17 protein-coding genes and 2 riboswitches are annotated in these 19,980 nt (G+C 39.3%); of the genes, 3 read left to right on the forward strand and 14 right to left on the reverse strand.

Going from position 1 to position 19,980, the window contains the following annotated elements:
• Positions 1-210 precede the first annotated feature (210 nt).
• The 10 genes from ACXAEO_RS12995 to ACXAEO_RS13040 all read right to left on the reverse strand — a co-directional run bounded on the left by ACXAEO_RS12995 (position 211) and on the right by ACXAEO_RS13040 (position 10,093).
• Positions 211-510, reverse strand: a complete 300-nt coding sequence (locus ACXAEO_RS12995; RefSeq protein ID WP_474881625.1) for an iron-sulfur cluster assembly accessory protein — start codon at positions 508-510, stop codon at positions 211-213.
• A gap of 63 nt (positions 511-573) precedes the next feature.
• Positions 574-969 carry an IDEAL domain-containing protein gene (locus ACXAEO_RS13000; RefSeq protein WP_474884138.1) on the reverse strand — a complete coding sequence of 132 codons (396 nt, stop codon included), beginning with the start codon at positions 967-969 and terminating at the stop codon, positions 574-576.
• A 256-nt stretch (positions 970-1,225) separates the two neighbouring features.
• Positions 1,226-2,143: a heme o synthase gene (cyoE, locus tag ACXAEO_RS13005; RefSeq protein WP_474881627.1), complete on the reverse strand. Its 918-nt coding sequence runs from the start codon at positions 2,141-2,143 to the stop codon at positions 1,226-1,228.
• A 220-nt stretch (positions 2,144-2,363) separates the two neighbouring features.
• A complete protein-coding gene (locus tag ACXAEO_RS13010; protein ID WP_474881629.1) occupies positions 2,364-2,945 on the reverse strand; it encodes a hypothetical protein in 582 nt (193 codons plus the stop codon).
• A 264-nt stretch (positions 2,946-3,209) separates the two neighbouring features.
• Positions 3,210-3,428 carry a hypothetical protein gene (locus ACXAEO_RS13015; protein ID WP_474881631.1) on the reverse strand — a complete coding sequence of 73 codons (219 nt, stop codon included), beginning with the start codon at positions 3,426-3,428 and terminating at the stop codon, positions 3,210-3,212.
• 225 nt (positions 3,429-3,653) lie between these two features.
• Positions 3,654-4,136: a hypothetical protein gene (locus tag ACXAEO_RS13020; protein WP_474881634.1), complete on the reverse strand. Its 483-nt coding sequence runs from the start codon at positions 4,134-4,136 to the stop codon at positions 3,654-3,656.
• 325 nt (positions 4,137-4,461) lie between these two features.
• Positions 4,462-5,253 (reverse strand): SDR family NAD(P)-dependent oxidoreductase, encoded by a 792-nt coding sequence (locus tag ACXAEO_RS13025; protein WP_474884139.1) that lies wholly within the window; start codon positions 5,251-5,253, stop codon positions 4,462-4,464.
• Positions 5,254-5,451: 198 nt separating this feature from the next.
• Positions 5,452-6,579: an ATP-binding protein gene (locus tag ACXAEO_RS13030; RefSeq protein WP_474881636.1), complete on the reverse strand. Its 1,128-nt coding sequence runs from the start codon at positions 6,577-6,579 to the stop codon at positions 5,452-5,454.
• Positions 6,580-6,997: 418 nt separating this feature from the next.
• A complete protein-coding gene (katA, locus tag ACXAEO_RS13035; RefSeq protein WP_474884140.1) occupies positions 6,998-8,452 on the reverse strand; it encodes a catalase KatA in 1,455 nt (484 codons plus the stop codon).
• Between the two features lie 408 nt (positions 8,453-8,860).
• A complete protein-coding gene (locus tag ACXAEO_RS13040) occupies positions 8,861-10,093 on the reverse strand; it encodes an allantoate amidohydrolase (RefSeq protein ID WP_474881638.1) in 1,233 nt (410 codons plus the stop codon).
• Between the two features lie 261 nt (positions 10,094-10,354).
• Between ACXAEO_RS13040 and ACXAEO_RS13045 the strand changes: the two genes are divergently transcribed.
• A complete protein-coding gene (locus tag ACXAEO_RS13045) occupies positions 10,355-11,806 on the forward strand; it encodes an alpha-amylase (protein ID WP_474881640.1) in 1,452 nt (483 codons plus the stop codon).
• A 97-nt stretch (positions 11,807-11,903) separates the two neighbouring features.
• On the opposite strand, the gene ACXAEO_RS13050 is transcribed toward ACXAEO_RS13045, so the two are convergent.
• The 3 genes from ACXAEO_RS13050 to thiC form a co-directional block, all read right to left on the reverse strand.
• The gene (locus ACXAEO_RS13050; RefSeq protein WP_474881642.1) at positions 11,904-12,695 is read right to left on the reverse strand and encodes an HAD family hydrolase; all 792 of its coding nucleotides are present in this window, start codon (positions 12,693-12,695) and stop codon (positions 11,904-11,906) included.
• Positions 12,696-12,991: 296 nt separating this feature from the next.
• Entirely contained in the window at positions 12,992-13,162 is a 171-nt protein-coding gene (locus ACXAEO_RS13055; RefSeq protein ID WP_474881644.1) for a hypothetical protein, read from the reverse strand.
• Between the two features lie 33 nt (positions 13,163-13,195).
• Positions 13,196-14,980 carry a phosphomethylpyrimidine synthase ThiC gene (gene thiC, locus ACXAEO_RS13060; RefSeq protein WP_474884142.1) on the reverse strand — a complete coding sequence of 595 codons (1,785 nt, stop codon included), beginning with the start codon at positions 14,978-14,980 and terminating at the stop codon, positions 13,196-13,198.
• Positions 14,981-15,100: 120 nt separating this feature from the next.
• A riboswitch (TPP riboswitch) is annotated at positions 15,101-15,215 on the reverse strand.
• A gap of 201 nt (positions 15,216-15,416) precedes the next feature.
• Here thiC and ACXAEO_RS13065 point away from each other — a divergent pair.
• Positions 15,417-16,796 carry an MATE family efflux transporter gene (locus tag ACXAEO_RS13065; protein ID WP_474881647.1) on the forward strand — a complete coding sequence of 460 codons (1,380 nt, stop codon included), beginning with the start codon at positions 15,417-15,419 and terminating at the stop codon, positions 16,794-16,796.
• Between the two features lie 60 nt (positions 16,797-16,856).
• Here ACXAEO_RS13065 and ACXAEO_RS13070 read toward each other — a convergent pair whose 3' ends face one another.
• Complete coding sequence (locus ACXAEO_RS13070) at positions 16,857-18,674, reverse strand: SpoIID/LytB domain-containing protein (RefSeq protein WP_474881649.1); 1,818 nt, start codon at positions 18,672-18,674, stop codon at positions 16,857-16,859.
• A gap of 270 nt (positions 18,675-18,944) precedes the next feature.
• A riboswitch (cyclic di-GMP riboswitch) is annotated at positions 18,945-19,034 on the reverse strand.
• A 237-nt stretch (positions 19,035-19,271) separates the two neighbouring features.
• Between ACXAEO_RS13070 and ACXAEO_RS13075 the strand changes: the two genes are divergently transcribed.
• Positions 19,272-19,919: a hypothetical protein gene (locus tag ACXAEO_RS13075; protein ID WP_474881651.1), complete on the forward strand. Its 648-nt coding sequence runs from the start codon at positions 19,272-19,274 to the stop codon at positions 19,917-19,919.
• Positions 19,920-19,980: the final 61 nt, after the last annotated feature.

The following is a 19,980-nucleotide window of genomic DNA, read 5'->3' on the forward strand; positions in this document are numbered from 1 at the left end:
TAGTTTTAAACGGAATATCTTTTAACATTCTATGTTAGAAGATATAACATTTTGTTGTTATGTTTTATTTTAGCGCATGAATTTAAAATTTCAATACATTTTTATAAATTTCTGATAATTGTGTGTGAGGAGTCCTGACATTCCCAAACTATAAAGGCGCCCTTTCCTTCTCCTGTTAAGCAATCAGGAAAAGAAAAGGGCGCCTCACAATTAATGATGATGATTTCCTTTAGACGGGTTGTTTACTACAAAGCCTTCTTGAGGTACATAAAAATATTGAATCCAAACACCATCTAAAAATTCATCACGGCTATCTAACAATACATCAATTCCTTTGTCTGTTTGAACAATTTCATCATGTTCCGTCGCTTCATCGAGCTTAAGGTCATAATGCGCATGATCTCCGTGATGACCCGTTACAAACACACGAATCATTTTCCCTTTCCCTTCTTCACTGTTTAACATCTGTTGCAATACTTTCGCTGCATTTCGGTTAATTTTGCATTTCATGTTATGTTCTCCTCTCATAATCGGACTGCTCCATTTACTATTCCATTATTGTGTACATTCCCTCTATAGATTACCCTTTATATCAAACTGCCCATTCTGATTACGAACTGGTAGATGAATTGTACTTTCTTGCTTATTAATTCGCGAATTTTCTTTAAGAGACTGCAATTCCTTTGACAACTCCATAAACCATTGCTCATCTTTCGTTAAAAGTGCAAGATCGATTAAGTTCATTAGTTGCGCTTCACTTCGAGCAAGCGAAGCTGACAGCTTTTCAAGGGCTTTCGTTGACACAGATACGATTTTTCCAACCAACTCTTCATTATCACATTCAACAATGTAAACAGATGCTATATTATAACCGGCATCTATCGCTTTTATATATCCATGGATTAATTCGCCATCCCTTAACTTCCCCTTCACCCAGCTCGCCGCTTCCAAATGCTGTTTATCGAACATCACGATTCATTTCTCCTCCTTACGGTGTCGTGAAATACTGTAATTTTAATATGTACAGTTTAGAAAGTCAACGAAAGACACTCGGCCTAAAGAAGCAAGTAAATCCCTTATATTCTACACACTCATTTATCATTCAACGCACAACGCAAAAAAACTGATGGATTTAATGACCATCAGTTTTTTTATCATAAGTCCTAACCACCGGTGAAGGACGAAGGAAAATCTCTGCCGATAGAAATCCTCTTTATTTTCAAATCTATTTAATAAACGAAATTACAATCATAAGCACAAAAAGAATTGTTAAATGATTGAGAGAAACGACAAACATAACCGTCGCCCACTTCATATCTTTCATTTTATTAAAACCGATAATACCAATCAACATCCAAATAAGCGTTAAGCCAATCATCGTAAAAACGATAACTTTACTGAACGACCAAAATAAAAAGGACGACATCAATAATAATACTAAATAAACAATCGTTTGAACTTTTGTACGATGGATTCCTTTAATAACTGGAAGCATTGGCACTCCTGCTGCTTTATACTCTTCTAACCTTCTAATGGCAATAGCATAAAAATGCGGTGGCTGCCACAGGAACATTAGAACAAACAACCCAATAGCAATTGGGTGAAAAATATCTGTAGATACAGCCGCCCATCCAATAAGCGGTGGCATAGCTCCAGATAGACTTCCTACCTCTGTATTATAGATGGTTGTTCGTTTTGTCATCATCGTATAAGGGAATACATAAAGAAAAAATCCTAAAAAGCCCATTATTGCTGCCATGTTAGAAACAAACAACAAAAGACCTAAACCAACCGCAACAAGCGAAACGCCAAGCCAAAGTGCAAATTTGGGATTAATGGAGCCGTCTACCGTCGGTCTGTCCATCGTTCTTTCCATCACTGTATCGATATCACGATCATAGAAATTGTTAATGGCTCCTGATCCACCTACAACGAAAGATGTTCCTAGTAATGTTAGAATAATCATCGGGATTTGCTCGAAAAAGCTTAGATTGTTCGCATACAACGCTAAGCAAAGGCCTGCGAACATCCCCATCACATTCGATTTAATAATCCCGGTTTTTACAATAGCTTTTATCACTTTCCATGAAAAATAATGTTTCATAGAAAAGGATTCTTTGGCCATTAATTCAGAATTTTTCACAACCATTCTCCTCTTCTAATTTATCTGTTGAAAGATAATATGTTCTTCTCTATTCTACTATGCTATTTTAACAGAAAGTGAAACGAAATGCTTCTCATGGAACCGTTGAATTTTGTCTAAACATTGAACGAACAATAGTACAGCATGGAAATCTCTTTGTTTTTTAAAGAAAAATGTTATATTTACCCATTAAAACTAAAAAATACAAAAAGCGCAGGACCTATTCCCCGCGCTTTCCTTCTAAATCTAATCCTTCTAATGCCATGCTGGCAAACACTCCGCTCACCTGATGAAACGATTCGGCGGCATCAGTACGGTCTGCCGCAAAAAACATACTGGATGTCTCAACATTTTCTTTATTTGCAAACGCCAATAAAAACTGAGTTTTCAAACGATTGCTAATTAAGGCAGGACCATACGCCAACTCCATTTTACGAATGCGCTCCGCTGGGTCTTGAATGGTCAAAAAATGGCGAACATAAGGCGGAACGACTTCCTTCAAATTTTCTTTTAATCGAAATTTTGTTTCATACATGGATGATTCCAATGAAACAGTCGTTGGGATCGCTTGATCGGCCAATATCGTCTCGAACATTTGCTGAAGGGCGCGGTTCTCTTCCGAAACGTACGCAACGTTCGTAACGAGCAGGTTCATATATTCTTCTTCTGTTTTCGCATGGTTTCGCTGATCTAAAATCTTTCTTTTTACATCTTGTTGCAATTGTTCACGGTCTATGTTTTGTGTTAATTGCTTCATTAATGTTGCAACAACTTTATGGATATCTTCTCTAGTTATGTTCATATAATCGCCTTAAACTCCTTCTAGTCAAATATTTATGTCATTTTCCAGTACATGCCCAAGTCCATTATACCTCACGAAGAACCATGGCGAAATGTCCGTTTCAAATCCTTCCCTTTTATACTGCCTTATTTAATGGAAAAACGTTCATAAGAGATTCCCCTAAGCGGATGGCACTAATCCCACAAGCGGCGAAGACAGCCGCTTACGTCTAGGAAATAAAGAGACCGCAAAATAACGTTTCCCCCGTTACTTTGCGGTCTCACATCATGCCGTCTCTCCATGTAGTTTATAGTCGTACACGATGGATTCAATATCATCAATAAATGGTAGTAGGTGACGCTTCTCTAAGAACATCTGATGAAACCGTTTAATCGCAGCATGACTCTGACCAAACTCTTCCTGTAATCGTTTCAAACGGTACTCCGTAAGCGGAACTTCACATTGGACGATACATTTTAATTCTTTCAGAAATGCTTTATTCATGTTCATCACACCCTCATTCCCATTTATTAGTATTATTTTACCATCAATAGCCTAAATAAGAAAGCGCTTTCTTATTTATTTTAGTACATCCTTACACAATCTCAATGATATTTGAATAAACCTTTAAAGAAATACACCTTCTTCCAAACAAAAATAGCACGATGTTCACGTGCTAAAAAGGATCGCGAATTCTTTCTTCATTTGAAACGGTATGTCGTACCTCACTTAATCTAGCCGAATGATTTTCGCATCAGACGTCAGCATCCATATTCCTTTATCAAAAGGCGTGTGCTGTAAATCTAATAACCACTTTACTTTTTCAATATTGCGATTCCACGATTTAGATGACATATGCCGAATTACTAATGCCACTTGTTTGCCATAATCCTTTAGCAGTTTTTTATCAACTGATTCCATTAAAGCAAAGAGCGCTTCTTCTTCCTTTGTTTTAGCCAAACGGACAACAGACTCATGTTTAGGATTCTCCTTTGTTTTTCCTAATAAAAAAGAGATTTCTCCTTTGACATCTTCATGTAGTGTAATTTCAAGAGACAATTCTTCGCCTGTTGAAAGATCCCGACAGATTACATCTGGTATATCTGATAGTTCCATAATTTTATAGTTGGTTTGAAACATTTTATTGTACAGACGTAAAAAGACGATAGCCGTTTCATACTCAATAGCTTGTTTACTGTTTTTCGGCTCCAACAAATCCCCCCTCTCCGTTAGCGACTTGCTGTTTTCATTCTGCGAATTGTCATCCGCTTACGTCTAGAAAATCGGGCATGAATACTCTTTTGTCATATCCAATTTTCTAGATTAATTTATATAGTTATTACTATAGTATGTATGATAAAGGGATTCGACCATTGATATAAATGGATTTTTCACATTCCGTTCCGACAGCACCAAACAATTACTTATTCCATCAGTTCAAGCCACTAAAAAAAGACAAAATAAAAAGAGAACAACATCAATACGGGCAAACCATTGACGTTGTTCTCTTCATCGTTCTTTTATTCTACATTCTCTTTTACAGAGAACGGATAATCCCGCCTTCTACTCGTTGTGCTACTCCATTAATGGCGGAAGCATTTTTAGAAGCTAAAAAGACAACTGTATCTGCTACTTCTTCTACTGTTGCAAAGCGTTGGATAAGTGAAGTCGGTTCATTATTTTTAAAGTAGTTAGCTGTAAATGGCTCAAGTTCCTCATTTTCCGCTTTGGCTGCACCTACCATGTAACCTTCTACTCCCTCTGTCCATGTTGGTCCCGGCAACACACTGTTAACCGTTACATTCGTTCCCTTTGTTAATTCTGCCAACCCTCTAGACAAGCTAATTAAGGCTGTTTTCGTAACAGAATATGGAACCATCTGCGGAAGCGGTTTGACTCCTGCCTCACTCGCAATATTTAAAATACGACCTGTATTTCGTTTTAACATCTCTGGCAGGAATGAACGAGACAAGCGTACTGCACTCAGTACATTTGCATTAAAATAGTGCATCCACTCATCATCTGTTACATCTTCAAATGCCTTCACCTCAAAAACGCCCATATTATTTACAAGTACATCCACTTCTCCGTACTCTTTCACTTTTGAAACAAATTGTTGCGCTTGTGACGCATCAGATACATCTGCAGCAATACCATATACCGTTCCGAAAGCTTCCAGCTCACTCACCGTTTCATCCACTCTGCTTTGCGTTCGGCCATTGACGATTACTTTTGCCCCTTCTCGAAGAAATGACTTGGCAATTCCTTTCCCAATCCCTGACGTTGATCCTGTTACGACTACTAATTTATTTTCAAGTCCTAAATTCATTTTCACTCAACCCTTCTTAAAAAATTACTATGCTAGAATAGATGAAACAAGCAACATTCACAAATAATTTGCTTGAAAGGTTCATTTCTATTCTATTTACACATTCATACTATTACCACTTTTTGTAGCAAATCATGCCCTCTAGCAAAAAAAATCCTTCTGAACGCCTATCAATCGGCTGCCGCAGAAGGATTTTCTTTAACTTCCTAAAGGGAGCTGAATCGTCACGATTGTCCCGTCCCCATGATTTTTAATCGTCAGTTTCCCGTGATGTTCTTTGACAATCGTTTTACAAATAGCTAAACCGAGCCCAATTCCCTCTTCTTTCGTAGAAAAAAATGGATCTCCTACTTTATTAATAATGGATAATGGAATGCCTTCCCCACTATCTTTAATATAAACGATGATCAATCCATCACTTTGATGAACACGCACATGAATCTGCCCATGTTCTCCAATGGATTCCATTGCATTTTTTAATAAATTAATAAAGACTTGCTTCATTTGAGAAGGATCAAGTGCTGCCTTCGGGACATTCTTTTCTTCTTCAAGAACAATCTTTATATTATGAAGAGATGATTCACCTTGCAATAACTCAATAGTATTCTTCATTAACTGGCCAACGGAAACACTTTCTTTTTTGGGAGCAGTCGGCTGTGTCACTAATAAAAAATCGCTAACGAGCTGATTTATCCGATCCAGCTCACTTAAAACAATTTTCTTAAATTCAGCTGATGTTTCGTTTTCATTAAATAATAATTGAACAAACCCCTTGACTGACTGCATCGGATTCCTAATTTCATGAGCCAATCCCGCAGCTAATTGTCCAACTAAAGCCATTCTATCTAATTGAAGCATCTTACTTTCAATTTTCGGTACTACTTCGAGTTGCTGCTCATTAATAACATTTCCTAATATGTTGGACAATCTTTTCATTGTTTTAATTTCATACGAACTGAATTCGTAAGGTTCAGGGTTTACAGCACATAACGTACCAAATAGAGCGCCATCTTTCAACATAATAGGTATCCCTAAATAAGAGCCGATCTTCGTATCATAAATAACTTGCAGATGTGCCGTTCTCGGATCTTCGATCGTGTCGTTAATCACAAGCGGTTCATCACAAACTAAATTACAAACAGACAGATGTCTTGGAATTTCAAGCCCTTCTGCCACTTCACTCCCCGTTGATTTGCTGAACACCTTAATAACAGAAAAAGTCTCATTCAATACGCCGACGAAAAATGTGTTAATCCCTACAAGCTCACTAGCTGTTTCTAAAATATCTGTAATGACCTCTTCGTTAAGATATACATTTGTCTTCATCCTGTTCCCCACCCTCCGCTGAAAAATATTTGTCGGTCGTTATTCTATTTTCTTGTTTCTCTAAATGAACAAATGATTATTCAACTATTTAAAACTATCATAACATTTAAACATAAAAGAAACACCATATGGATTTTTAACCAAATGGTGTTTTAGTCGGGATACATATAAGATAGACTTCTGCTCATATACAAAGTTACCTATGTGTCATCATTAATTTTTTTGTTTTCAATTTAATTCCGCATTCACATAAAATGCTATGCTTTAAATATTTGATTTTGGCACCGCATTTTGAACATTCTTCTTTAAGAAGCATCTTTTCTTCCGCCTTTCAATATTGGATTAAAAACCCGTCACGAGAGTCCATTACAATAGCGGACTCTCTGACGGGTTTGTGAAAAAAGATAAAATCAACCTCTTACTTCACTTCTTGTGGAATAGATAACCCAAGCCCCTCTGCTACACGCGTTCCATACTCTTTATCAGCTTTATAAAAATGCTGAATTTGACGTAACTTAATCTCTTCCTTTTCTACCGGTTTCATCGCGTTAACAATATTTTCAACAAGTCGAGTACGCTCTTCTTCACTTAACAGACGGTATAAATCCCCAGCCTGTGTGTAATGATCATCATGATCGTAGCCTACACTTTCTGCCATACCGGATATTGGGTATGCCGTTTGTTTATTTTCCGGTGATTCTTTTGGACCCCCAAAGCTATTTGGCTCATAATAAACAGAGCCTCCTCCGTTATTGTCAAAACGCATTTGACCGTCACGTTGGTAGTTGTTCGCCTCCACCTTCGGACGATTAATTGGAAGAAGGTTGTGGTTAGCACCTACACGGTAGCGATGAGCGTCTGAGTAAGCAAATAATCGACCTTGCAACATTTTATCTGGTGATACCTCGACACCTGGCACGAGTGTCCCAGGTGAGAATGTCGCCTGTTCTACTTCCGCAAAATAATTTTCCGGATTTCGGTCTAACACCATACGTCCCACTTCAATTAATGGATAATCTTTTTGTGACCACACCTTTGTGACATCGAATGGATCAAATCGATACGTGTTGGCATCTTCAAGCGGCATAATTTGAACATATAATGTCCATGCCGGAAACTCTCCTTTTTCAATCGCATTAAACAAATCTTCTGTATGATAATCCGGATTCTCACCAGCAAGTTGGTTCGCCGCATCTACAGATAAATTTTTCACGCCTTGCTCTGTCTTGAAGTGATATTTAATCCATACTCCCTCACCTTGTTCATTGACCCATTTAAATGTATGACTGCCGAAACCGTGCATATGACGCAACGTAGCAGGAATTCCTCTATCAGACATTAAAATAGTGACTTGATGTAGAGATTCAGGCGATAAAGACCAGAAATCCCATACCGCTGTCGGATTTTTTAAATGTGTTTTCGGATCTCTTTTTTGTGTATGAATGAAATCAGGAAATTTAATGGCATCTCGAATAAAGAATACCGGTGTATTATTTCCGACAATATCATAATTCCCGTCTTCCGTATAAAACTTAACCGCAAATCCACGAGGATCCCGAACGGTATCGGCAGAACCATTTTCACCAGCTACTGTTGAAAAACGAACAAATAAAGGCGTTCGCTTGCCTACCTCTGATAAAAACTTCGCTTTCGTATATTTCGTAACATCATTCGTCACTTCAAAATAACCGTGAGCCCCGGCTCCTTTTGCATGAACGACACGCTCTGGAACACGCTCGCGATTGAAATGTGCCAGTTTTTCTAATAAATGGACATCTTGAATTAATGTAGGCCCGCGTGAGCCTGCTGTCATCGAGTTTTGATTGTCTCCTACTGGCGCACCCCAGCTAGTTGTTAAATTGTTCTTTTCGATTGTCATAATGGAATCACCTCATCAATTGTTTTCACAAATCAATGATAACACTTCTCAATATAAAATCAATACTTTTTTATAATTATTATAAATAAATATAAATTTTAATATGATATTCAATACTCTTATTCATATTTTAATCTGTGGCAAGTAATGTTATTGTTTCTGTATCCATCTAAAAAATTTTTCAAACAAGTTCATGAAACCGCTTAAATAATTTAGTGCAGAAACATCTATCTAAATTGATGTAGAAAATAGATGGACCATTTACCAAAAACTTTATTATTCCTTAATCTGCGTAACCGTTCATCTTACGGGACTATCTGCAAGAAGACAGGTTTTCCCTTGGTAGACACCCCATTCATAAAAAATGGAATGCCAAAAACGCATTCCATTTTTTATGAATCCTTATTCAGACATGATACTTAATACCGTATCTAGCAACACATTTACCCCTTTTTCACACTCGTCCCAAGATGTAAACTCTTCTTCACAATGACTTTTTCCGTTCAAGCTTGGGACAAACAGCATGGCAGACGGAATAAAGCTAGCAATAAATTGCGCATCATGCCCAGCACCACTCACCATTCTTTTGTATGAATAACCGAGAGAGGATGAGGATTGTTCCAACTGATTGCAAAGTGATTCTTCAAACCATACTGTATCGCGCCCCCACAGTTTCGTTGCTTGTATATGGCAGCCTTCATTTGCGGACGATTGCTGCAATTTTTGGATAATACTTTCAACTGAACGAATAACTTTCGGGTCTTTATGTCTTGCTTCCAGTGTAAAGACTACTTTGTTCGGAATGACTGTATGAATGTTCGGGGAAACATTCATTCTCCCAATCGTATATACTAATTCCCCATCCAGTTCACTCATTTTTTGACGAGCTTCGGTAATTAAATTATTAGCCGCAAAAAGAGCATCTTTTCTCATATTCATCGGCGTGGTCCCTGCATGGTCTGATTCTCCGCTAATTTGAATTTCATAACAAACCATTCCAACTACACATTCCACAACACCGATGGACAAAGATTCTCTTTCAAGAATTGGACCTTGCTCAATATGCAATTCCAAAAAGGCCGAAGCTTCTTGCAGGCGATTTTCAATCTCACCGGCATATCTGATATCACGAAGGGCTTGTTCAAAGGTAATTCCTTCTCTATCGGTTTTCTTTAACATGACTGCTTTATCAAATTTTCCAGAAAGTACACCTGATGCCATCATCGAAGGTTCAAATCGAGCTCCCTCTTCATTTGTAATATTAGCAACTGTAATCGGAATGGAAGGTTTAATCTTATTTTCCACAAGGGTTCTCACGACTTCGAGACCTGCTACTACTCCAAGGACGCCGTCAAAACGTCCTCCTTTTTTCACCGTATCTAAATGGGACCCAATCACAATGGGAGGCTTGTTTTCCGTGCCTTCAAGCGTCGCATACATGCACCCCATATCATCCACCTTGACAGACATCCCTAATTCTTCGCAGCAAGAACGAAAATAATCTCTGACACGACGGTCTTCCTCCGATAAAGAAAGGCGAGTTACTCCATTGTTTTCTGTACGACCATAGTCTGCAAATCGTTCAAGCTCCTGCTTCAATCTTTCACCATTTACCAATACCTTTTGTCGTTGCATTTCAACACTCCTTTTGTCATAATTAGAGGCTTGCTCACTCTGTCCTTCTTTGTTAGTTATTTAATACTTATTATATAAAAATTGGTTTAATCCTCCTTCTTTGTCACTTTCTCTTTTATCCTTCTTTTCACGATGTCTACATGTTTCAAATCTCCGTGCAAAGGGCATTCCATTATAAAAAACAGAAGATGGGACAAAATAACTCTTCCAACAATGCAATCGTCTTCATATACACAATAAGGCAAAGGGGAAAAGAAACTCATGCGAAACCATACAATGATGCAATTTTTCGAATGGCATGTCAAAGCGGATGGAACTCACTGGAATGAGTTGAAAGAGATGGCGGCAGAATTGAAAGAAAAAGGGATTGACTCTATTTGGATTCCTCCTGCTACGAAAGCTTCCTCAATTGAAGATGCGGGCTATAGCGTTTATGACCTTTACGACCTTGGTGAATTTGATCAAAAAGGGGCAATTCGTACGAAATACGGGACGAAGCAGGAGTTGCTTAATGCTATCGCCACCTGTCATTCACATGGAATTAATGTATACGCCGATGTTGTCATGAATCATAAAGCAGGCGCGGACGAAACAGAAATATTTCAAGTAGTAGAAGTCAATCCCGATAATCGGCAAGAAGAAATTTCTGAGCCCTTCGATATAGAAGGCTGGACGAAATTTACGTTTCCAAACCGACATGACACGTACTCCTCATTCAAATGGGGATTTGAACATTTTAACGGGACCGACTATGACGCCAAACAAGATCGAAGTGGCATTTTTCGAATAATAGGCGAAGATAAAGGTTGGAATGAGGATGTAGATGATGAATATGGAAATTATGATTATTTAATGTTTGCCAATATTGACTATAACCATCCCGACGTTCGAAAGGAAATGATTCATTGGGGAAAATGGTTTGCCGATACAGTGTCGTGCAATGGATATCGCTTAGATGCTATTAAACACATTAACTACAATTTCATCCGAGATTTTGTAAACGAAATGATGGCGTATAAGGGAAAGGAATTTTATATTGTAGGAGAGTTTTGGAACTCAGACTTAGCAGCCTGCGAAGAATTGTTAGATCATGTAGACTATACCATTGACTTGTTCGATGTCGCCCTTCATTTTAACTTACATGAAGCTTCCAAAAGCGGGCGTGATTTTGACTTAACAACAATCTTTGATCATACAATCGTTCAAGCCCACCCTCTTCATGCGGTCACATTCGTCGATAACCATGATTCACAACCACATGAATCACTCGAATCATGGATAGAGGATTGGTTTAAGCCAAGTGCATATGCACTAATTTTACTGCGTAAAGATGGATACCCTTGTGTTTTTTACGGGGACTATGTAGGCATCGGAGGACAAGAGCCTATTGAAGGGAAACAAGCTATAATTGACCCTCTTCTCTACGCTCGCTACCATAAAGCATACGGTGAACAAGACGATTATTTTGATCATCCGAACACGATTGGATGGGTTCGCCGTGGTATAGAAGATATTGACGGATCAGGTTGTGCCGTTGTCATTTCCAACGGAGATGATGGCGAAAAACGAATGTTTGTTGGAAAAGAGCGAGCGGGAGAATGTTGGGTAGATGTAACAGGAAATCGCAATGATTCCATTATGATTGAAGAAGATGGTTTTGCCGTGTTTCCTGTAAACGGACAGTCTGTATCGGTCTGGGCGTTCTCAACATAATTAGAAAGGGAAAAGACTTTACATGAACGATGTCTTTTCCCTTTTTTCTGCGCATTCATTTTCATTAAAAAGATGAATCAATAGTCATCATTCTTTTTTATTTAGTAGCAAGCGTCGCTAAAATTGGATAAAGCTCCTCTAAATGCGTAATTTCATAAGTCGGAATGACTTCATTTCGCTCTTTGTCATGACGATTAATCCAAACCGACTTGATGCCAACACGGGAAGCACCTAAAATATCTGTCATTAAATTATCGCCAACCATGAGCACCTCATCTTTATGTAGGGACATTAACTCAAGGGCATGTTCAAAAATAGACGGATCCGGTTTGCCTCTTCCAAACGCACCTGAAATGACGATATGATCAAAATAAGGCACAAGTTCTGGTGTAATATCAAGCTTCGTATTTTGCAAATCAGGCGATCCGTTCGTCAAAAGCAATAGCTGGTACTTACCCTTTAATTCATCCAATACGTTAAACGTTTCATCATAGACGAACGGGCTGTTGCGTCGTTCCTGAGGGAAACGTTCTGCTAACTCAGCGCCAAACTCTGGGTCATCAATTCCTAACGCCTTCAACCCTCTTGTCCAAGCATCCTTTCGATAAGTAGGAACAATGTCTTTCATTTTCCGGAAATTATCTTCCTCATCCAAGAAATTACCCCAAAGTCCTTCAAATGGATTAATTCCAATCATTTGCGTAAATTCATACGTTTCATAGGAAGAATAAAGTTCTCTTGCCTCATTTCTAACCGCTTCTTCTAGTTCTTCTACGTTCAAATCATATTTTTCGGTTGCTGCTCGGCATGTTGCCGCAAAAGCTTCCTTTACGCTTTTTTGATCCCAAAGCAGCGTATCATCCAAATCAAAGAAAATTGCTTTAATCATTGTAAATCCCCTCATTTCACTTCCTGATGTTTTCTTAAAAATGATACTATTCCAACAACAGATTACAGGGAATTAGCTTGTAAGTAAATATAATTTGAACGATAAATTGCAATTTGGATACATTTTTTCTGTCAATCTAACATAAAGCGTCTGCTCAATAAGTCCCATACCGTTTCAGAAACAGTTATTCTTCTGTTTCATGCAATATGAAATGCTTACCAAAATTCTTGATATAACTTAGTCTATGTTTCTGAGTCTGCCTCATAAGGGGGCATCCCTCTTATGAGGCAGACTCCTCACCAATTTAAACTCTCCATTAGTTGACACTTTAAGCATCGCTGAATGTAATGACTTTGTTCAAATTCATGCTCACAATTTAATTGGAAAATAATGAGTTCTTCGTTTAGCTGCTCCAGCTTTGTTTCAAGCTTTCGAATTTCGGCTTTTAATTGAATGGCTCTTTCCATGGAACGGCTCCTTTCTTCATTTCCGCCCAAAAACTAGGCCCGATAAATTTCGCTGCCGGCGTTTTTAAATTCATCCGCTTTTTCTTTCATCCCTTCATGAATAACCTCTTCTAAGTTCATCTCTTTTTCCCTCGCCATGTCTCGAATATCTTGCGAGATTCTCATACTGCAAAATTTCGGGCCGCACATCGAACAAAAGTGTGAAGTCTTGGCACCTTCTGCGGGTAATGTTTCATCATGATATTCAAGCGCCCGTTCAGGGTCGAGAGATAAATTAAACTGATCGCGCCACCGGAATTCGAACCGCGCTTTTGACAAGGCATCATCTCGCTTTTGGGCACCTGGATGACCTTTTGCCAAATCTGCGGCATGAGCGGCAATTTTATACGTAATAACCCCTACTCGAACATCTTCTTTATTCGGCAACCCTAAATGTTCTTTCGGTGTCACATAGCAAAGCATTGCCGTTCCAAACCAGCCAATCATGGCCGCTCCAATTGCCGACGTAATATGGTCATACCCTGGAGCGATATCAGTCGTCAGCGGGCCTAACGTATAAAATGGAGCTTCTTGGCAAATTTCCAACTGTTTATCCATGTTTTCTTTAATCAAATGCATTGGCACATGACCAGGTCCTTCAACCATTACTTGAACATCATGCTTCCAAGCCATTTTGGTGAGTTCCCCGAGCGTTTCCAATTCAGCAAACTGGGCTTCATCATTCGCATCCGCAATCGACCCGGGGCGAAGGCCATCTCCTAATGAAAACGTGACATCATATGCTTTCATAATTTCACAAATTTCTTCAAAATGGGTGTAAAGAAAGTTCTCTTTATGATGTGCGAGGCACCATTGGGCCATAATGGAGCCTCCGCGGGAAACAATTCCTGTCACACGCTTTGCGGTTAACGGAATATATCGAAGAAGAACACCAGCATGAATGGTAAAGTAATCAACCCCTTGTTCTGCTTGTTCAATTAATGTATCGCGAAACACTTCCCACGTTAAATCTTCTGCCACTCCATTTACTTTTTCAAGTGCTTGATAAATTGGGACAGTTCCGACCGGCACTGGCGAATTTCGAATGATCCATTCACGGGTTGTATGGATGTTTTTCCCTGTCGAGAGGTCCATCATCGTGTCGGCTCCCCACCTTGTTGCCCATGTCATCTTTTCCACTTCTTCTTCAATAGAGGATGTAACAGCAGAATTCCCAATATTCGCATTAATCTTTACATGAAAGTTGCGTCCGATAATCATCGGCTCGCTTTCCGGGTGATTGATATTAGACGGAATAACAGCCCTTCCACGCGCTACCTCTGTTCGCACAAACTCAGGCGAAACATGTTCCCGAATGGCGATAAACTCCATTTCCGGTGTAATGATTCCTTTCTTCGCATAGTGCATTTGCGTGACATTATTTCCCCTTCTTGCACGGAGCGGCTGCCGTTTCAGTCCTTGAAAGATATCATTGTTCGCTCGCGGATCGCCGCTTTTGTAGCCATTGTCTTCTGGCTTGACTTCACGGCCTTCATACTCTTCCACATCTCCTCGCTCCAACACCCAATTTTGGCGCATCGGACGAAGCCCTTTTCGAATATCGATTGAATAGTCTGGATCTGTATATGGGCCGCTTGTATCATATACACGCAAAGGGGGATTTTCCTCTTTCCCAAATGATCCAGTTGTCGGACTTAGCGCAATTTCTCGCATCGGAACTTGCAAATCAACCCTTGATCCTTCTACATATACCTTTTTACTCCCTGCAAAACTAGACATGATAGAAAGATTCATGTCGTTCATTGGTTTGTTTACCATCATTCGCTCTCTCCTTTTTAAATGGATTTGACGAAATCTAGTCCGTAAACAGCATGAAAAGCCGGGTCTTGTTTAAAGACCCGGCTGATGTTAGCACAAATATATAATGATATCCATCATTATAGTAGCTTCTAACTTCCCCACGCTGGTATGAACCAGATCAGGTCCTGAGGGTTAAGAAACTTCAGCGCGTTTCTCTCTCAGCCCAACTTATTGGACACCCCTAGTTCAAAATAAATTAAGTTTTGAAAATTACAAATTCACTATAAATCACATTCATATCATTTGTAAAGGAAAATTTTCACTTTCATTCTTAAGTATTCACCTAATCTCCGTTGAAATAGGCAAAAAAACAGATGGTAAAATTAGTAACCATCATATAAGATAGATGAGGAATTGTTACTGCATCATGAATTTAACGATTAGGAGAACGAACATGAACTGGAAAAGAATATTACAGCTTGCCATTCCTTCCATTGCTTCTTTTGCCGCGATGACCGCGACTGGAACGATTAACCTTATTATGGTCGGTCAGCTTGGAGCTCTCGCTATTGCCATTGTAGGTGTGTCTAATATCATTATGTACAATGTATGGGCCTTGTTTTCGGGAATTGGTCATACCGTCAATTATCTTGTCGCTCAAAATTTTGGATCGCATGAAATGAAAAAAGGGGTTGAACGGACACAACTCGCTCTTTATTTTTGTGTAGTTGCCAGCATATTAATTATTGGAACAGGCTTATTTGCTTCAAAAGATATTTTATCTTTGATGGAATCTTCAACGAACTTTGTTAAGCAAGGCGAAGATTATTTAACAATCCGCTTTTTAGCCATGGCGTTTTCTGTTTTCACCTTTGTTTTCCACGGCTTTTTTCGGGGGATTGGTGATGCGAAAACACCAATGGTTACATCCATTATCGGAAATGCCATCATGATTTTCTTCACATATGCCTTGACTTATGGAAATGCTGGCTTTCCTGAAATCGGGCTCGCAGGTGCCGCATGGGCCGTCTTCATTGGAGAAGCAATTATCATGCTTGGATCGGCTTTTGTCTACTTTGTTACCTTGCATAAAAAATACAACACCCGTTCAAAAGCAGTTTGGAATCGAACGGAATCAAAGCTTATCTTTACTGAAAGCTCTAAGTTAGGAATCGAAGAATTTTCAAAAAGCATCGCGATGTTTGTTTTTACCATCTTTGTCGCTCGCTTAGGAACAAACGCCCTCGCTGCCAATGAACTTGCATTAAGTGTCATGAGTTTCGGATTTATGCCAGCCTTTGCCTTCGGTGCGACCGCCACCATCTTAGTCGGTCAAGAAGTCGGGAAAGGAAATCCGCTTCAGGCACGAAGACTTGGAACAGAAACAGCCATCATTGGGAGCATTTTTATTTTAATTCTCGGGGCACTGGAATTTATATTTGCTGACTCTATTGTGAATATGTATACGACAGATGCGAATGTGGCTCATTTGGCTGCTACTCTCATTAAAATCTCGGCGTTTTGGCAAATTTTTGACGCCTTATTTAATTTTTATGCCGGCGGACTGAGAGGAATTGGCGACACGTCTTTTCTTCTTAAATCATCTGTTCTCACCGGTTGGTTAGTGTTCATCCCTCTGACGTATCTTTTTACCTTCATGCTTGGATGGAAAAGCATTGGGGCTTGGATGGCACTTTATACCTTCATTATGGTCCTTGGTGTGACTTTAATGATTCGCTTCTATCGAACAGATTGGACTCAAGTTTCTGTAAAATCTGGCGATGAATCGTCTCATGGTGGCCATGGAGATAACACCGCGGAACCAATTGGCTAAGACATGAAAGAGACATGGGTCTCCATGTCTCTTTCATGTTATATAAATCGATTTCTCTCACTATTTTGGATTACTTTGCTCCATTGCTAAATAGATGACTTTCGCAGCTTGCGCCCTCGTAAGCGAATTTTCCGGCTTAAAAGTTCCGTCTGAATAACCATCTAAAATTCCCGCTTCAGAAACGGCCTCTACTAAACCTGGACGATTCATTTCATAATTATCTTTAAATTTTTCCGGACGACTGACAGGTGATAACTGTAAAGCACGACCAATCATAATTGCCATTTCTTCACGAGTAATCGGTGTATTTGGTTGAAAGCTCGCTCCTACTTCACTTTTCAATAAAAGACCGTGTTGAACCGCTGACTCTACATATGGATTCGCCCAATCCGTTTTCGGTACATCGTTAAACGTCTGTTCATCAAACACAAGATCATAGTCAAGTGCATTAATAATAATCTTGCTGAACTGGGCTCTTGTCACCGAATTGCTCGGTCGAAACGTGCCATCCGTATAGCCCGAAATAATATTTTTCTGGAATAGTTCGTTCACATACATTTCAGCCCAATGCGCACTCGTTACATCTTTAAAACTCACGTAAAGTTCGTATTCCTTCACCAATGTGGTCCCTTCATAATAAAAAGCAAGAATCTCTTTATACGTTTTGCCTAATTCTGCTGCTTTTTTCGCCCCGTATTGGCTCATGCCAACTCCATGTCCATCACCACGTCCTTGTATATGAATAACCGTAGTAGAATTGGTAACGTTATCGACGAGGTAGCTTAAAATAACTCTGTTCCCTACTATTGCTCTTATCTTGGCCGCGCTCACATCGGTTAGTTTCAATGTTTGAACAGCGAGCTTTCCGTCTACCGCTTTTAAATCCTTAACAAGAAAATCAACCGTTATGCTTCCTTTGCTAACTCTGCCACCTGATGTTGGGGAATACAACGAAAGCTCTGAAATATTGACAATTTTCATATCTTTATTGGCATAGCCGTTTTGCTGCAGCCACGTTTTAATATTGGATGAAATGACAGCGTCGGCTTCCTTCGTCATAGACCACCACACATCCGGCTTCGTCAAATCCTTACCTGTTAAATCGATTTGCTTTTTCGCCACGGATACATTCCAAGTCATCTTCGGATCATACGGGTCCTCTTTCATACGAAAATAGGATACAGACGTATTTCCCCAAGCATTGGCATTCGATTCCGTCATTCCGCCATTGCTGGCAGAGAAAACCGCACTAATTAATTTTCCGTTATACTTCAATACTTCTCCTGCAGTTTCATCGACAGCTAAACTGCTATTTGGATGCCAATTGGCTCCCCCGTATACTTGATAGTTAATCGTATCATCAATGACTTTATGCATATAGCTCATAGCATATGTTCTAGCGGCGATCGCTTGTACTTTCAAGGCTTCTGCATGCCAAGATGCTGGCATTTCGTTCGGCACGACCCCTTTTACGTATTTTTCCATCGAAATAGAGTTGACCGGTTGGATGTACATTCCCTTCTCCAGACTGAACGTAAAACTACCAAAATAGGAACGACTGTTAATGGATAACGTGCTATCTTTGTTTAAAGGGATTACTTCAAATGTGGAAAACTCTTTTAGTCGTCGCTGTCCCTCGTATAATACAACATTTCCATTTTCCGCTTTTAATGTATACAAAGTGCCCGATTTTAAGACGATTCCCTTGTCATTGGTCTCGTAATTGTCTGAAGGCTTAATGGTCAATTCGGTTTTATTCCCTAAATAATTGACTAGCTTGACTTGTATCGTTGGTTCATAACCAGCCGTTGCCTGTAAAACAGGCAGACTAGTTAAGGTCAACACGACAGCTAATATATACACTATAAATTTCTTCATCTCTTCTCCATCTTTCTGCCTTTGAGAGGCATTTTTTTATCCAATGCTCCCTGGAAATGCTTCGTGACCAAACAGCCGATTCGAGCAAATGAGCTGACAGCTACGCCATTTACACCGAACGAGAATATAAAAATACCCCCGCTTAACCGATAAGCGAGGGTACAACTTTACAGAAGCTCTCACGAAAGGAAGAAATTGACTCACATCACAACTCTTCAATCTCTTTCCACATTTCGCTTCTCACCTGTAAATAGGCTGTCCCTTTCATCTTTCGGCAGCTGGCAGACATAGAGTTCATTGAACACCTTAGTCCCTGTAGCTTTGCGTCACGGACTTTCATCCGTTTTGCGTTTATCGAGATTGAGTCGACAGAACGTCCAATTAATCTCTTACTCTTATGATAAAGGGAGAACACCAAAAGAAACATACTAAAAAACTTGCCTTCTGCTCCATTATTATCCATTATTAAACTATGAACCTAGTTATAAGGAGGCTTTTCAAGTTTACCCCTTTCTACTAGAGGGAATAAAAACGATAAACTATCCTAATCTTTAGTTTTGTAATCAAAAAATGATTAGAATGAAGGAGCGGATTGTTATGTCAAATAAAGGGAACCAAAAGCAACCTGTCCATACTAATAAGAAAAAAAATCTTAAACAACCGCTGTTAAACAAACATTTCAAAAGCAACAAAAAAATTGTAACCGGAATAGCTACCTTTGCCTTAGGGACATTCATGGCAGGAGGACTTTTAATTTTACCGCAAGCAGAAGCACAGCAGGGCTATGCTCCTTCAAACGACCCAATAAGGGATGTTGTTGGAACCTTAACAAAACACATTGATCACGACTCGATTGAATTTAATGTAGAAGGAACTTCAGGTATTTATCGCTGTGCGGGTGAAACAGCCTGTCAAGAGGAATTAAACTCCTTTAAGCTTGGATCAGGACTCCTTATTCAATTTACTGAAACTAAAAATGATAACTATACTATTAAAAATATAGAAGTTTTATATGAACCGGAAACGGACGAAATCGAGAAAATCATTACAGCTAATTACGACTCGATGCCTAATCAACAAACCATTAAAGTGTATATCGATAAGGAACCGCATCTGCTTCCATTAGCCGATTATTTACATGAACAGGACATCGCGACTCAGTTTGTATCGGGGACAGAAGTGACTCTTTTAATACGTGAAGATATATACGGAAAAATGACGGTTGGAGCTGTTAACGAATTATAACAGGCATGTGCCCTTCTACATGAAGGTGCACATGCCTATTTTTAATTTGCATGATTCGTTT

The organism is Bacillus sp. ABA4_010 (genome assembly GCF_056159105.1).